Raw genomic sequence first — 14,265 nt, 5'->3', positions numbered from 1 at the left:
ACATGTCGCATCAATCAGAATTGATCAGCGAGGACATCCTCGCCTATCTGGGCCAGCACGAACGCAAGGAACTGCTGCGCTTCCTCACCTGCGGTAACGTCGACGACGGCAAGAGCACGCTGATCGGCCGCCTGTTGCATGACTCCAAGATGATCTACGAAGATCACCTGGAAGCCATTACCCGCGACTCGAAAAAAGTCGGCACCACCGGCGACGATATCGACCTGGCATTGCTGGTAGACGGCCTGCAGGCCGAGCGTGAGCAGGGCATCACCATCGATGTCGCGTATCGCTACTTCTCCACCGCCAAACGCAAATTCATCATTGCCGATACCCCAGGCCATGAGCAGTACACCCGCAACATGGCCACTGGTGCGTCGACTTGTGACCTGGCGATCATTCTGGTGGACGCCCGTTACGGCGTGCAGACCCAGACCCGCCGCCACAGCTTCATCGCGTCGCTGTTGGGCATCAAGCACATCGTCGTCGCCATCAACAAGATGGACCTGAAGAACTTCGATGAAGGGGTTTTCGAGTCGATCAAGGCCGATTACCTGAAGTTTGCCGATGGCATCGCGCTCAAGCCGACCACCATGCATTTCGTCCCGATGTCCGCGCTGAAGGGCGACAACGTGGTCAATCACAGCGAGCGTTCGCCGTGGTACACCGGCCAGACGCTGATGGAAATTCTCGAGACCGTAGAGTTTGCGGCGGATCGTAACTTCACCGACCTGCGTTTCCCGGTGCAGTACGTTAACCGTCCGAACCTGAACTTCCGTGGTTTCGCCGGCACCCTGGCCAGCGGCATCGTGCACAAAGGCGATGAAATCATCGTGTTGCCGTCCGGCAAGACCAGTCGGGTTAAATCCATCGTCACCTTTGATGGCGAACTGGAACACGCCGGTCCAGGCCAGGCCGTGACCCTGACCATGGAAGACGAAGTCGACATCTCCCGTGGCGACTTGCTGGTGCATGCCGACAGCATTCCGCAGATCACTGACAGCTTCGACGCGATGATGGTCTGGATGGCTGAAGAGCCAATGCTGCCGGGCAAGAAGTACGACATCAAGCGCGCCACCAGCTACGTGCAGGGTTCTGTTGCCAGCATCGCCTACAGGGTCGACGTCAACACCTTGGCCGAAGGCCCGGCCAGCGCGTTGCAACTGAACGAAATCGGTCGGGTCAAGATCAGTCTCGACAGCGCGATTGCGCTGGATGGCTATGACAGCAACCGCACCACGGGTTCTTTCATTGTTATTGATCGGTTGACCAACGGCACCGTTGCCGCGGGCATGATCATCGCTCGCCCAGTCGTTGTCGGTGGTAGCCATCATGACTACAAGGCTCACGTTGCCACTGAAGAGCGTGCGCGCCGTTTCGGCCAGCAGCCTGCCACCGTATTGTTCAGCGGCTTGTCCGGCGCTGGCAAAAGCACTCTGGCCTATGCCGTGGAGCGCAAGCTGTTCGACATGGGGCGTGCGGTTTACGTGCTTGACGGCCAGAACCTGCGCCATGACCTGAACAAAGGTTTGCCGCAGGACCGTGCCGGGCGTACCGAAAACTGGAGACGTGCCGCGCATGTCGCACGCCAGTTCAACGAAGCGGGCCTGCTGACACTGGCGGCATTCGTTGCGCCGGACGCCGAAGGTCGCGAACAGGCTAAGTCGCTGATCGGTGATGATCGTCTGATCACCGTTTACGTCCAGGCTTCGCCAGCGGTCTGCCGCGAGCGTGATCCGCAGGGTCTGTATGCCGCCAATGGCGACAACATCCCGGGTGAGTCCTTCGCGTATGACGTGCCATTGAATGCCGATCTGGTGATCGACACTCAATCGCTGTCACTCGACGACAGCGTCAAGCAAGTCCTGGAACTCCTGCGCAGCCGCGGCGCGATCTGATCGCTGTCCGCTGACAAAAAGACCCTGCGAAGGCGTGATTCTTCGCAGGGTTTTTTATGGCCTGTAAGTTGTGCATCAGATGATGTTTTGTGGGTGTCAAAGCGCAAAATAATAGTCTGAGTTATCTATGCATATGTATGGCCTGGGCGAGGTATTAATCTGATCAAGTGGGTGCTCAATTATTGTTTGTAGAGATAAGTATGAGTATTCAATATGTTCCGTTTCAAGGAAGTGGTTCTTCAGTATTGCCACCCAATCAGATCATGTCGCCAGGACAATTTCTGGTATCTCCGAATGGGCGTTTCCGATTGGAGTTGCAAGGCGACGGGAACTTGGTGATCAAGGATCATGGCGTGGTTGCCTAGATTGCTGACACTGGCCAACCTTATAGCAAGACTCTGTCCTCTCAAAAGAAAATGGTTGGGGCTCCGCGCTTCATTGTGAGCAACAGTGGCTTCTTGTACGACAGCCTCCGGAGCCGTACCTGGATTGCCGAGAGCAGCCACACGCGTGACAAGTCAGTCTGGTACAACAGCTATTTGGCCTTGCAGGATGACGGGAATATGGTCATCTACGACAATCGAACAGGGGCCTTATGCTGGGCTCGCTTTGGGTTTGTGCCTGGACGATCTGTGCCAAAAATATATAAAATTTTGTTTCAGTCAAAAGAGCATCCCATCTGGAGGTTTGACTTCTGGTGATTTTTCAAGGGGTACGATATTAGATGCGATTGTAGGCGTTAGCGGCGTTCGGCACACTCAGGCCTGATGTCGCATTTAAAATCTAGGTCGGGGTCGTGTTTTTTAAACATGAAGCAGTTTCTATAGCAGTCTTCCGATACGCAGCCTGAAAGCAGTACACAGATGATGATCGTTACGATTGTTTTCATATGTCCTCCTAATTTCGGAAGAGCATAGTTTCAGGTCGAAATGTTATATAGACTCCGCAGTCCGAAAGTGTTGTAGGAAAAATCTATATCGAATCGCTGCCACTCGACAACAGCGTCAAGCAAGTTCTGGAACTGCTACGCAGCCGCGGCGCGATCTGATGGGTATGAGGCGGTGTGTCTGACACACCGCCATCGCGGACAAGGGGCTCCTACAGGTTTGCGGCACACAAAACCCTGTGAGCGTGTTTGCAACTACGCGTCCCGCCCAAATAAAAAAACCGTCGCTCGGTCAGAGCGGCGGTTTTTTGTGTTTCGAGCTCAGTTTATTTTTTCAAACCGTAATGCTCATCGAGCATGCCGGGGGCGTTCGGTGTTTTGGGCGCGTAATCCTTCGGCGCTTCTGTGGTGCGGGGTGGCGTCAGTCGGTCGCGAGGCGCTTGTGGCGCATCGGCGTGCAGGCTGGCCAGCAAGCGTTGACGTGTCACTTCGTCCAGCGCCAGGCGGTTGGCACCATCGGAGAGATGGTCCTGTACTTCCTGGAAATTCTGCGAAAGCTTGTTCACCAGGGTTGCCGTGCTGTTGAAGTGGGTAACCACTTCGTTCTGATAACTGTTGAAGCGCTCCTGAACATCATCCAGCTGACGCTGCGTGCTGTTAGGGGCGGCGTTGGGCAGCAAACGAGCGACCAGGAAACCAATGACGACGCCGACAACCAGGGCAAGCGTCGGCAACAACCAAACTGAGAGCGAGAGTTCCACGAGTCCTTCCTCTATAAACGGCTTTGCTTTACGTTAACGGCTCGAACCTGTGCTGTATACCGTGACACGCTCACGGGTATGCAAGTCACAGACTATCAGCTAGACGAGTCGACCCATTTCGAGGTCACGGAGTTCATTCTTGCTCATCCGCGAAACCCCTGTATTGATTGATGGCCCGGTAGGCCAGCTTGAAGCCCTTTACCTCGATCTTGAGGACGCCCGCGGCATGGCGCTGATCTGCCATCCTAACCCGGTGCAGGGTGGAACCATGCTCAATAAAGTCGTGTCGACGTTGCAGCGCACTGCTCGCGACGCCGGTTTGATCACCCTGCGCTTCAATTATCGCGGGGTTGGCGCCAGCGCTGGCGCACACGATATGGGCTCTGGCGAAATCGATGACGCCGAAGCCGCAGCGCAATGGTTGCGTGAGCAGCATCCTGAACTGCCGATCACGCTGTTTGGGTTCTCCTTTGGCGGCTTTGTCGCCGCCAGCCTGGGCGGACGCCTGGAAGCCAAGGGTGAGCAACTGAGTCATCTGTTCATGGTGGCTGCGGCGGTGGCGCGTCTGGGTAATGAGCATGTACTGCCGCAGAACTGCCCGCTGACCCTGATTCAGCCCGAGGCTGATGAGGTTGTCGACCCGCAAGCGGTTTACGCATGGTCCGACGCCCTTGAGCGCCCCCATGAGCTACTGAAAGTGGCAGAATGTGGGCACTTTTTTCATGGCAAGCTGACCGAGCTCAAAGAGCTGGTCCTGCCGCGCCTTTCGAATTGATTGCAGCCACAAGCGTCTGACTCCATAGGCGCCTAACCCTATAAGCGACTAGCCATGACCACTCGTATCCTGACCGGTATCACCACTTCCGGCACGCCACACCTTGGCAACTATGCCGGCGCCATCCGTCCGGCCATCGTCGCCAGCCGCCAGAGCGATGCCGATTCATTCTATTTCCTGGCCGACTACCACGCGCTGATCAAATGCGATGACCCGCTGCGCATTCAGCGCTCGCGTCTGGAAATCGCTGCAACCTGGCTGGCTTCTGGCCTGGACGTGAATCGGGTCACTTTCTATCGCCAGTCGGATATCCCGGAAATTCCTGAACTGACCTGGCTGCTGACCTGTGTCGCGGCCAAGGGGTTGCTCAACCGCGCACATGCCTACAAGGCTTCGGTGGACAAAAACGTCGAAGCCGGCGAAGACCCGGACGCAGGCATCACCATGGGCTTGTACAGCTATCCGGTGCTGATGGCCGCCGACATCCTGATGTTCAACGCGCATAAAGTGCCGGTCGGTCGTGACCAGATTCAGCACGTCGAAATGGCTCGCGACATCGGTCAGCGTTTCAACCATCTGTTCGGCAAGGGCAAGGAATTCTTTGTCATGCCCGAAGCTTTGATTGAGGAGGGCGTTGCCACGCTGCCGGGGCTGGACGGGCGCAAAATGTCCAAAAGCTACGACAACACGATCCCGTTGTTCAGTAGCCCCAAGGACATGAAAGAGGCGATCTCGCGCATCGTCACTGACTCGCGTGCGCCGGGCGAAGCCAAGGATCCTGATAATTCGCACCTGTTTACCCTCTATCAGGCCTTCGCAACGCCTGAGCAAGGCGCTGAGTTCCGTTCTGAGCTGTTGCAGGGCCTGGGTTGGGGCGACGCCAAGCAGCGCTTGTTCCAACTGCTGGAGAGCGAGCTGAGCGAGGCGCGTGAGCGCTACCACGGGTTTATGGAGCGTCCAGCCGATCTGGAAGACATTCTTCTGGCGGGTGCGGAAAAAGCGCGAAGCGTCGCAACACCGTTTCTCGGTGAGTTGCGTGAGGCGGTCGGCCTGCGTTCTTTCCGCAGCGTCGTACAAAGCGCGGACACCGGTAAGAAAAAAGCAGTGAAGGGCGCGCGCTTCGTCAGCTTCCGTGAAGATGACGGCAGTTTCCGTTTCCGGCTGCTGTCTGCCGATGGTGAGCAATTGCTGCTGTCGCGCAATTTTGCCGACGGCAAGACGGCCGGTGCTGTCAGCAAGCAGCTACAGCAAAGCGGCGAACTGGACCTGCGCAGTGAGGAAGACCGTTTTAGCGTATGGCTGGAGGGTGCTTGTGTGGCAGACAGTCCGCTGTTTTCCGACAGCGTTGCGCGTGACGCAGCCATCGAAAACCTGAAAGCGGCACTGGCCCCGCAATAGGTCTGATTGCCATTTTCAAGGGTCGTCGCTACAGTGGCGGCCCGTTTTTCTTGCCTTGCTAACGAATATGACCCCCCTAGAACGATATCAAGCTGATCTGAAAAACCCCGACTTCTTCCACGATGCTGCGCAGGAAAACGCTGTGCGCCATTTGCAGCGCCTGTACGACGATCTGGTCGCCGCGCAGCAGAACAAGCCAGGGATGTTCGGCAAACTGTTCGGCAAGAAAGAGCAGGTGCCCGTCAAGGGCGTGTACTTCTGGGGTGGCGTTGGCCGGGGCAAGACGTACCTGGTCGATACCTTCTTCGAAGCCTTGCCGTTCAAGGCAAAGGTTCGCACTCACTTCCACCGCTTCATGAAGCGTGTGCACGAAGAGATGAGGACTCTCAGCGGCGAGAAGAATCCGCTGGTCCTGATTGCCAAGCGTTTTTCCGATGAGGCGCGAGTGATCTGCTTCGATGAATTTTTCGTTTCGGACATCACCGATGCGATGATTCTCGGGACCTTGATGGAAGAGTTGTTCAAAAACGGCGTAACCCTGGTCGCTACGTCGAACATTGTGCCGGACGGTCTGTACAAAGACGGTCTGCAGCGCGCGCGCTTCTTGCCTGCCATCGCCCTGATCAAGCAGCACACTGAAATCGTTAACGTCGACAGCGGTGTGGATTACCGTCTGCGCCATCTGGAGCAAGCCGAGCTGTTCCATTTTCCGCTCGATGCTGCCGCCGAGGAGAGCCTGCGCAAGAGTTTCCGTGCATTGACTCCGGACTGCGCCCAAGCGACCAAGGACGACGTGCTGATGATCGAGAATCGTGAGATTCGCGCGCTGCTGACGTGCGATGACGTGGCCTGGTTCGATTTTCGTGAACTGTGCGACGGCCCGCGCAGCCAGAATGACTACATTGAACTCGGCAAAATCTTTCACGCCGTGTTGATCAGCGGCGTCGAGCAGATGAGTGTGACCACTGACGATATCGCTCGGCGCTTTATCAACATGGTCGACGAGTTCTACGACCGCAACGTCAAGCTGATCATTTCCGCCGAGGTTGAGCTAAAAGACCTGTACACCGGTGGCCGCTTGAACTTCGAGTTCCAGCGCACGCTCAGCCGTCTGCTGGAAATGCAGTCCCATGAGTTCCTGTCGCGGGCACACAAGCCCTAGGCTGGATGCACAGCCTTCGTAGGGTGTGCCCATTCACCTCAAGCCGCTTGCAGAAACTGTTGTCGATACTGGTTCGGTGACAGTTCGGTGTGCTGGCGGAAGAGTCGGGCAAAGAAGCTGGCATCGTCGTAGCCGACTTCGTAGCTGATGGTCTTGATGCTTTTGCGGGTGCCGGAAAGCAGGCCCTTGGCGGTTTCTATGCGCAGCCTTTGCAGGTAATGCAGGGGCTTGTCTCCCGTGGCGGTCTGGAAGCGGCGCATGAAGTTGCGGATGCTCATGCTGTGTTCCCGGGCGACATCTTCGAAGCGAAACTTGTCAGCAAAATGCTCTTCGAGCCATTGCTGTATCTGCAGAATGATCACGTCCTGATGCAGTTTTTGCCCGCCGAAACCCATTCGTCCCGGCGAATAGTTGCGTTGCACCTCGTAAAGAATGTCGCGGGCTACGGCTTGCGCGACATTGGCCCCGCAGAAGCGCTCGATCAGGTAGATGTACAGGTCGCAGGCTGACGTCGTGCCGCCCGCGCAATACACATTGTCCGCATCGGTCAGGTGCTTTTCCTGATTGAGTAGCACCGCAGGGAAGCGCTCGCCAAACTCGCTGAAGAATCGCCAATAAGTGGTCGCCTCCTTGCCATCGAGCAGGCCTGCCTGTGCCAGCCAGAAAACGCCGCTGGCTTCGCCGCACAGTACGGCGCCCTTGGCGTGTTGCTCGCGCAGCCATGGCAGCACTTGAGGGTAGCGCAGGCACAGTGCATCGAAGTCATCCCAGAACGCGGGCAGGATGATCACATCGCTGTGTTCCAGGCCGCCATCCACGGGCAGGATCACATCGCTGAAACTGCGCACAGGAAGCCCGTCTGGGCTGACGATACGGGTTTCGAAAGTCGTTTTGAGGCCCTGGCCCAGCTGTTTGCCGTAGCGCAGGCTGGCGAGATGGAAAAAATCTTTGGCTTGCATCAGGGTTGAAGCGAATACCCCCTCAATGGCCAGGATGCTGACGCGCCGCAGGGGCGCGGAGTGTTGGGTAGACATAATTCTTTTGTTCTTATATGGGAAAGTGGTCAAACAACGGCTGGATCGTCTTATTTTTTGGCGGATGTGTCCAGTGTCCTTGCGCAGGTCATGGGCTTAGGCTCTGCATGCCAATCCGGGCTTACCCACTTTCGCAGGTGCCGCATGATCCCTAGAACCCTGTTCAGCTCCGAGCACGAACTTTTCCGTAGTAGCGTACGTAAATTCCTCGAACAGGAGGCCGTGCCTTTTCATGCTCAATGGGAAAAACAGGGCTACATCGACCGTGCACTTTGGAACAAGGCGGGGGAGCAGGGGATGCTGTGCTCGCACCTGCCCGAGGAATATGGCGGCATGGCGGCTGACTTCCTTTACAGTACCGTGGTGATCGAGGAGGTCGGTCGGTTGGGTTTGACTGGTATTGGTTTCTCTCTGCACTCGGACATCGTTGCGCCGTACATCCTGCATTACGGCAGCGAAGCGTTGAAGCTCAAGTACCTGCCCAAGCTGGTGTCGGGCGAGATGGTGACCGCGATCGCGATGACCGAGCCGGGCGCAGGCTCGGACCTGCAAGGGGTGAAGACCACCGCCGTGCTGGACGGTGACGAGTATGTGATCAACGGTTCGAAAACGTTCATCACCAACGGCTTTCTGGCCGATTTGGTCATTGTGGTGGCGAAGACCGACCCCAAAGCGGGCGCCAAAGGCACCAGTTTGTTCCTGGTTGAAGCCGATGCACCGGGCTTCGCCAAGGGTAAGCGTCTGGAAAAGGTCGGGATGAAGGCGCAAGACACGTCTGAACTGTTTTTCCAAGATGTGCGTGTGCCCAAGGAGAACCTCTTGGGGCAGGCTGGCATGGGGTTCGCGTACTTGATGCAGGAATTGCCGCAGGAGCGCCTCACCGTCGCCATAGGGGCCTTGGCATCGGCTGAGGCGGCCTTGGCGTGGACGTTGGCGTACACCCGGGAGCGTAAGGCGTTCGGCAAGGCGATTGCCGAGTTCCAGAACACTCGCTTCAAGCTCGCCGAAATCGCGACCGAAGTGCAGATCGGTCGCGTGTTCGTTGATCGTTGCCTGGAGCTTCATCTGCAAGGCAAGCTGGACGTGCCGACAGCCGCGATGGCGAAGTATTGGTGCACGGACCTGCAATGCAAGGTGCTCGACGAGTGCGTGCAACTGCATGGTGGCTACGGCTTCATGTGGGAATACCCGATTGCCCGGGCTTGGGCGGATGCTCGGGTGCAGCGGATTTACGCCGGGACCAACGAAATCATGAAAGAGATCATCGCCCGGGCGTTGTAACGCAGGTTGGCGCCGTATTACGGCGCCGGGTTTGGGTGATCCTTGTGAATCGCTTCGATGCCTGCCAGCACTTCATCGGAAAGATTTAGCTCGAAACTGGCGATATTGCTGTCCAGTTGTTCGAGGGAGGTCGCGCCGATGATGTTGCTGGTGACGAACGGTTGGCAAGTGACAAAAGCCAGGGCCATTTGCGCAGGGTCGAGGCCGTGCTCACGCGCCAGAGCGACGTAACGGCTGCAGGCGGCTTCCGATTGCGGATTGAAATAGCGGCTGAAGCGGCTGTAAAGGCTCAGGCGGCCTTTGGGCGGTCGTGCGCCGTTTTCGTACTTTCCTGACAGTATGCCGAAGGCCAGTGGCGAGTAAGCCAGCAGGCCGCATTGCTCGCGAATGGCGATTTCTGCAAGGCCGACCTCGAACGTCCGATTGAGCAGGTTGTAAGGGTTCTGGATCGACACTGCACGCGGCCAGCCGCGGCTTTGCGCCAACTCCAGAAATTTCATTGTGCCCCACGGCGTTTCGTTGGACAGGCCGATGTGCCGGATTTTGCCAGCCTTGACCTGCGCGTCGAGTGCTTCGAGGGTGTCTTCGAGGGGCGTGAACTCGCCTTCTTTGTGCGTGTAGCCCAGTTGGCCGAAGAAGTTGGTGCTGCGTTCGGGCCAATGCAGCTGGTACAAGTCGATGTAGTCAGTCTGCAGGCGCTTGAGGCTGGCATCCACGGCGGCAACGATGTGCTCGCGATTGTGTTTGAGGTTGCCGTCACGGATGTAATCAATGGTGTTGCCAGGCCCGGCGATCTTGCTGGCCAGAATCCAGTCGGCGCGATCACCTCGGGTTTTGAAGTAATTACCGATGAACCGCTCAGTGGTGGCGTAGGTGTCGGCTTTGGGGGGTACAGGGTACATTTCCGCCGTATCAATGAAGTTGATCCCGGCAGCCTTGGCTCTTTCGATCTGTGCAAAGGCCTCTGTTTCGCTGTTCTGCTCGCCCCAGGTCATGGTGCCCAGACACAGGGCGCTGACATTCAGGTCGGTCCGGCCGAGTCGGCGGTAATCCATATTTTTCTCCTTAAATTGAGGGGAATCATAAAAGCAGGTTGAAATTTTTTTCGCAATCGGCATAATTCCGCAGCTCTTTGCAGTGGAAGTGATGCGCCGTCTGCCGAAGAATCTTGCCGTATTACGGACGCGCCGACCCGAGCCCCCGACAGCGTCTGTTTCCGGCTGCCTTTGACCTTGTCAAAGTACGCACTATTCAGTAAGATCCGCCGTCTAATTTATCAGGGCGGCCCCTGAGGCTATTAAAGAATGAAGACTTTTACTGCTAAACCGGAAACAGTTAAGCGCGACTGGTTCGTCGTCGACGCTGCTGGTCAGACCCTGGGTCGTCTGGCGACCGAGATCGCGAGCCGTCTGCGTGGCAAGCACAAACCGGAATACACTCCGCACGTCGATACTGGCGATTACATCGTCGTTATCAACGCTGAGCAAATCCGCGTTACCGGTGCTAAAGCCACCGACAAGATCTACTACTCACACTCCGGTTTTCCGGGCGGGATCAAGTCGATCAACTTTGAAAAGCTGATTGCCAAAGCTCCTGAGCGCGTGATCGAGACCGCGGTTAAAGGCATGCTGCCTAAAAACCCGCTGGGTCGCGACATGTATCGTAAGCTGAAAGTCTATGCGGGCACTGCACACCCTCATACTGCTCAGCAGCCCCAAGAACTGAAGTTTTAACGGAATAGTTCATTATGTCGGCGACTCAAAATTACGGCACTGGCCGTCGCAAGACCGCAACCGCTCGCGTTTTCCTGCGTCCTGGTACCGGTAACATCTCCATCAACAACCGTACCCTCGATGGGTTCTTCGGTCGCGAAACTGCCCGTATGGTAGTTCGTCAGCCGTTGGAACTGACCGAGATGACCGAGAAGTTCGACATCTACGTCACTGTTATCGGTGGCGGTGTAAGTGGTCAAGCTGGCGCAATCCGCCACGGTATCACTCGCGCTCTGATGCAGTACGACGAAACCCTGCGCGGCGCTCTGCGCAAAGCAGGCTTCGTGACTCGCGATGCTCGTGAAGTTGAACGTAAGAAAGTTGGCCTGCGTAAAGCGCGTAAGCGTCCGCAGTACTCGAAGCGTTAATTCGCTGCTTCGTTCAAAAGCGCCCAGTTTCCTTTCGGAGCTGGGCGTTTTTTATGGGCGTTCATTTTAGGTGTGACAACTTGCCACATCAGCGGGCGCCGCGTGTTATAAGGCTTCAAGCCGTTTCAGGATGGTAATTACCTTGTCAACTAAGGGGCTTTTCATTACCATTCGGCAAAATTTTTACACAGTTCAGATTTTTACTTAGTAGATGCCTGGTTTAACAGGTCACAGAGCTGATGGGAGAGGAACGGAATGAGCAATGACGGCGTGAATGCAGGCCGGCGTCGCTTCCTTGTAGCAGCCACGTCCGTCGTGGGTGCTGCAGGAGCGGTGGGGGCTGCGGTCCCGTTCGTGGGGTCATGGTTTCCCAGTGCCAAGGCGAAAGCCGCAGGTGCACCGGTAAAGGTGAATGTCAGCAAGATCGAAGCCGGTCAGCAGATGATTGCTGAGTGGCGAGGTCAGCCGGTGTTCATCGTTCGTCGTACCGAAGAAATATTGGGAAATCTGAAGAAGATCGAAGGGCAACTTTCCGATCCGAACTCCAAGAACTCAATACAACCGACCTACGTCGACCCGGAGACACGTTCGATCAAGCCAGAGATTCTTCTGTTGGTCGGAATTTGTACCCACTTAGGCTGTTCTCCGACGTTTCGTCCTGAAGTCGCACCCGTTGATCTGGGTAAAGACTGGGTGGGCGGATACTTCTGTCCATGCCACGGCTCTCACTACGATCTGGCCGGACGCGTCTACAAATCGCAACCAGCCCCTTTGAATTTGCCAGTGCCGCCGCATTCCTATGAGTCGGACAATGTTATTGTCATTGGCGTCGATCCGGAGAAAGCGTGATGAGCAAGTTCATGGACTGGGTTGATGCGCGCTTTCCCGCCACAAAAATGTGGGAAGACCATCTCAGCAAATATTACGCACCAAAAAACTTTAACTTCTTCTACTTCTTCGGCTCGCTGGCTTTGCTGGTGCTGGTCAATCAGATCGTTACAGGTGTCTGGCTGACCATGAGTTACACGCCGTCGGCTGAAGAGGCGTTTGCTTCCGTCGAATACATCATGCGTGACGTGGAATATGGCTCGATCCTGCGCCTCCTCCACTCCACCGGGGCCTCTGCCTTCTTTATCGTGGTTTATCTGCATATGTTCCGTGGCTTGCTCTACGGTTCCTACCAGAAGCCGCGCGAGTTGGTTTGGGTCTTCGGGATGCTGATCTACCTGGCGCTGATGGCTGAAGCCTTCATGGGTTATCTGCTGCCTTGGGGCCAGATGTCCTACTGGGGCGCCCAGGTGATCATCTCGCTGTTCGGTGCGATTCCGGTGATTGGCGGCGACCTGACGCAGTGGATTCGTGGTGACTACCTGATTTCCGGGATTACCCTGAACCGCTTCTTCGCCCTTCATGTGGTCGCTTTGCCGATCGTCATTCTGGGTCTGGTGGTGTTGCACGTTCTGGCGCTGCATGAAGTCGGTTCGAACAACCCTGATGGCGTCGACATCAAGAAACACAAAGACGAAAACGGTATACCGCTGGACGGCATTGCCTTCCACCCGTACTACACCGTGAAAGATATCGTCGGCGTGGTGGTGTTCCTGTTCATCTTCTGCTCGATCGTGTTCTTCTTCCCGGAAATGGGTGGTTACTTCCTCGAGAAGCCTAACTTCGAAGTGGCGAACGCCTTCAAGACCCCATTGCACATTGCTCCTGTTTGGTACTTCACGCCGTTCTACGCGATCCTGCGTGCGATTCCGGACAAACTCATGGGCGTTATCGCCATGGGTGCTGCGATTGCCGTACTGTTCGTGTTGCCATGGCTCGACCGTAGTCCGGTCAAGTCCATGCGCTACAAAGGCTGGCTGAGCAAGGGCTGGTTGGTAGTGTTCTGCATAGCCTTCGTGATTCTGGGTGTGTTGGGTGTTCTGCCACCAACCCCTGAGCGCACGATCCTGTCGCAGGTCTGTACATTCTTGTACTTCGCCTACTTCATTCTGATGCCGTTCTATACCCGGCTCGAGAAGACCAAACCGGTTCCAGAAAGGGTGACTGGCTGATGAAAAAGCTATTTGCTGTATTGATGTTTGCGCTTCTGCCTACCCTGTCCTTTGCAAACGCAGAGGGCCCTGAGTTGGAGAAGGTCGATATCGACGTGTCTGACAAGGCCGCGATGCAGGATGGGGCGCGTACCTTCGCCAACTACTGCATGGGTTGTCACAGTGCCAAGTTTCAGCGCTATGAACGCGTTGCGGACGATTTGGGCATCCCTCACGATCTAATGCAGGAAAAACTGATATTCACCGGCGCCAAAATTGGCGACCACATGAGTATCGGCATGCAGCCTTCTGATGCGAAAGCCTGGTTCGGCGCGGCACCGCCCGATCTGACCCTGGCGGCTCGTGTGCGTGGTACTGACTGGCTCTACAGCTACCTGCGCTCGTTCTACGAAGATCCGACACGTCCTTGGGGCGTGAACAACGTGATTTTCCCGAACGTCGGCATGCCAAACGTTCTGGCAGGCCTGCAAGGTCGTCAGGTGATTGGTTGCAAGCAAGTGCAAGTGGTTGAGGACGGCAAGAAGCAATATGATCCATTGACCGGTACTCCGCTGACTCATGAAGCGTGCGATCAACTGACCGTGTTGCCGAAAACCGGTGCGCTGACCGAAGAGCAGTTCGATGAGAAGGTCAAGAATATCGTGACCTTCCTGGCCTACTCGGCGAACCCGGTGAAGCTGGAGCATCAGCGCATCGGTACGTATGTATTGCTCTACCTGGCGTTCTTCTTCGTATTCGCTTACCTGCTGAAGCGCGAATACTGGAAAGATGTCCATTGATCAAGTTGTAATCCCTGCTGTTAACGATGCGCGCCCTAGGGCGTCTCTTTAAAGATAACGAGCGTGGGGCAGGTAGGGCGAGGGCGGTCGG

General features: G+C 56.2%; 13 protein-coding genes. 10 read left to right on the top strand and 3 right to left on the bottom strand.

Features of this window, described 5'->3' with window-relative positions; translation table 11 throughout:
* The first annotated feature begins 2 nt into the window (after window positions 1-2).
* The gene (cysN, locus tag QN399_RS13575; RefSeq protein ID WP_322217966.1) at window positions 3-1,898 is read left to right on the top strand and encodes a sulfate adenylyltransferase subunit CysN; all 1,896 of its coding nucleotides are present in this window, start codon (window positions 3-5) and stop codon (window positions 1,896-1,898) included.
* A gap of 1,212 nt (window positions 1,899-3,110) precedes the next feature.
* Here cysN and QN399_RS13570 read toward each other — a convergent pair.
* The gene (locus QN399_RS13570; RefSeq protein ID WP_322181852.1) at window positions 3,111-3,545 is read right to left on the bottom strand and encodes a DUF1043 family protein; all 435 of its coding nucleotides are present in this window, start codon (window positions 3,543-3,545) and stop codon (window positions 3,111-3,113) included.
* A gap of 139 nt (window positions 3,546-3,684) precedes the next feature.
* On the opposite strand from QN399_RS13570, the gene QN399_RS13565 reads away from it, so the two are divergent.
* The 3 genes from QN399_RS13565 (at window position 3,685) to zapE (ending at window position 6,880) form a co-directional block, all read left to right on the top strand.
* Window positions 3,685-4,320: an alpha/beta fold hydrolase gene (locus QN399_RS13565; RefSeq protein WP_322181850.1), complete on the top strand. Its 636-nt coding sequence runs from the start codon at window positions 3,685-3,687 to the stop codon at window positions 4,318-4,320.
* 54 nt (window positions 4,321-4,374) lie between these two features.
* Complete coding sequence (locus tag QN399_RS13560) at window positions 4,375-5,718, top strand: tryptophan--tRNA ligase (protein WP_330201041.1); 1,344 nt, start codon at window positions 4,375-4,377, stop codon at window positions 5,716-5,718.
* Between the two features lie 67 nt (window positions 5,719-5,785).
* On the top strand, window positions 5,786-6,880 hold the full coding sequence (zapE, locus tag QN399_RS13555; RefSeq protein ID WP_219062277.1) for a cell division protein ZapE: 1,095 nt from the start codon (window positions 5,786-5,788) through the stop codon (window positions 6,878-6,880).
* A gap of 38 nt (window positions 6,881-6,918) precedes the next feature.
* Here the strand turns inward: zapE and QN399_RS13550 are convergent, their stop codons facing one another.
* Entirely contained in the window at window positions 6,919-7,839 is a 921-nt protein-coding gene (locus QN399_RS13550; RefSeq protein WP_322182858.1) for a GlxA family transcriptional regulator, read from the bottom strand.
* Window positions 7,840-8,058: 219 nt separating this feature from the next.
* Here QN399_RS13550 and QN399_RS13545 point away from each other — a divergent pair, with 219 nt between their 5' ends.
* On the top strand, window positions 8,059-9,195 hold the full coding sequence (locus QN399_RS13545; protein ID WP_322217960.1) for an acyl-CoA dehydrogenase family protein: 1,137 nt from the start codon (window positions 8,059-8,061) through the stop codon (window positions 9,193-9,195).
* A 17-nt stretch (window positions 9,196-9,212) separates the two neighbouring features.
* Here the strand turns inward: QN399_RS13545 and QN399_RS13540 are convergent, their stop codons facing one another.
* Window positions 9,213-10,250 (bottom strand): NADP(H)-dependent aldo-keto reductase, encoded by a 1,038-nt coding sequence (locus tag QN399_RS13540; protein WP_330201040.1) that lies wholly within the window; start codon window positions 10,248-10,250, stop codon window positions 9,213-9,215.
* Between the two features lie 249 nt (window positions 10,251-10,499).
* Between QN399_RS13540 and rplM the strand changes: the two genes are divergently transcribed.
* The 5 genes from rplM to QN399_RS13515 all read left to right on the top strand — a co-directional run bounded on the left by rplM (window position 10,500) and on the right by QN399_RS13515 (window position 14,174).
* Window positions 10,500-10,928 carry a 50S ribosomal protein L13 gene (gene rplM, locus QN399_RS13535; protein WP_322181840.1) on the top strand — a complete coding sequence of 143 codons (429 nt, stop codon included), beginning with the start codon at window positions 10,500-10,502 and terminating at the stop codon, window positions 10,926-10,928.
* Between the two features lie 14 nt (window positions 10,929-10,942).
* Entirely contained in the window at window positions 10,943-11,335 is a 393-nt protein-coding gene (rpsI, locus tag QN399_RS13530) for a 30S ribosomal protein S9 (protein ID WP_219062273.1), read from the top strand.
* 255 nt (window positions 11,336-11,590) lie between these two features.
* On the top strand, window positions 11,591-12,184 hold the full coding sequence (gene petA, locus QN399_RS13525; RefSeq protein ID WP_219062272.1) for a ubiquinol-cytochrome c reductase iron-sulfur subunit: 594 nt from the start codon (window positions 11,591-11,593) through the stop codon (window positions 12,182-12,184).
* A complete protein-coding gene (locus QN399_RS13520) occupies window positions 12,184-13,395 on the top strand; it encodes a cytochrome bc complex cytochrome b subunit (protein WP_322181836.1) in 1,212 nt (403 codons plus the stop codon). Before petA ends, QN399_RS13520 begins: the two co-directional genes overlap by 1 nt.
* On the top strand, window positions 13,395-14,174 hold the full coding sequence (locus QN399_RS13515; protein ID WP_330201039.1) for a cytochrome c1: 780 nt from the start codon (window positions 13,395-13,397) through the stop codon (window positions 14,172-14,174). Before QN399_RS13520 ends, QN399_RS13515 begins: the two co-directional genes overlap by 1 nt.
* The last annotated feature ends 91 nt before the right edge of the window (window positions 14,175-14,265 follow it).

This window comes from Pseudomonas sp. 10C3 (assembly GCF_036346185.1).
Classification (GTDB): Bacteria; Pseudomonadota; Gammaproteobacteria; order Pseudomonadales; family Pseudomonadaceae; genus Aquipseudomonas.
The sequence above is the reverse complement of the archived record's forward strand: the minus strand, read 5'-3'. Positions and strand labels throughout refer to the sequence as shown.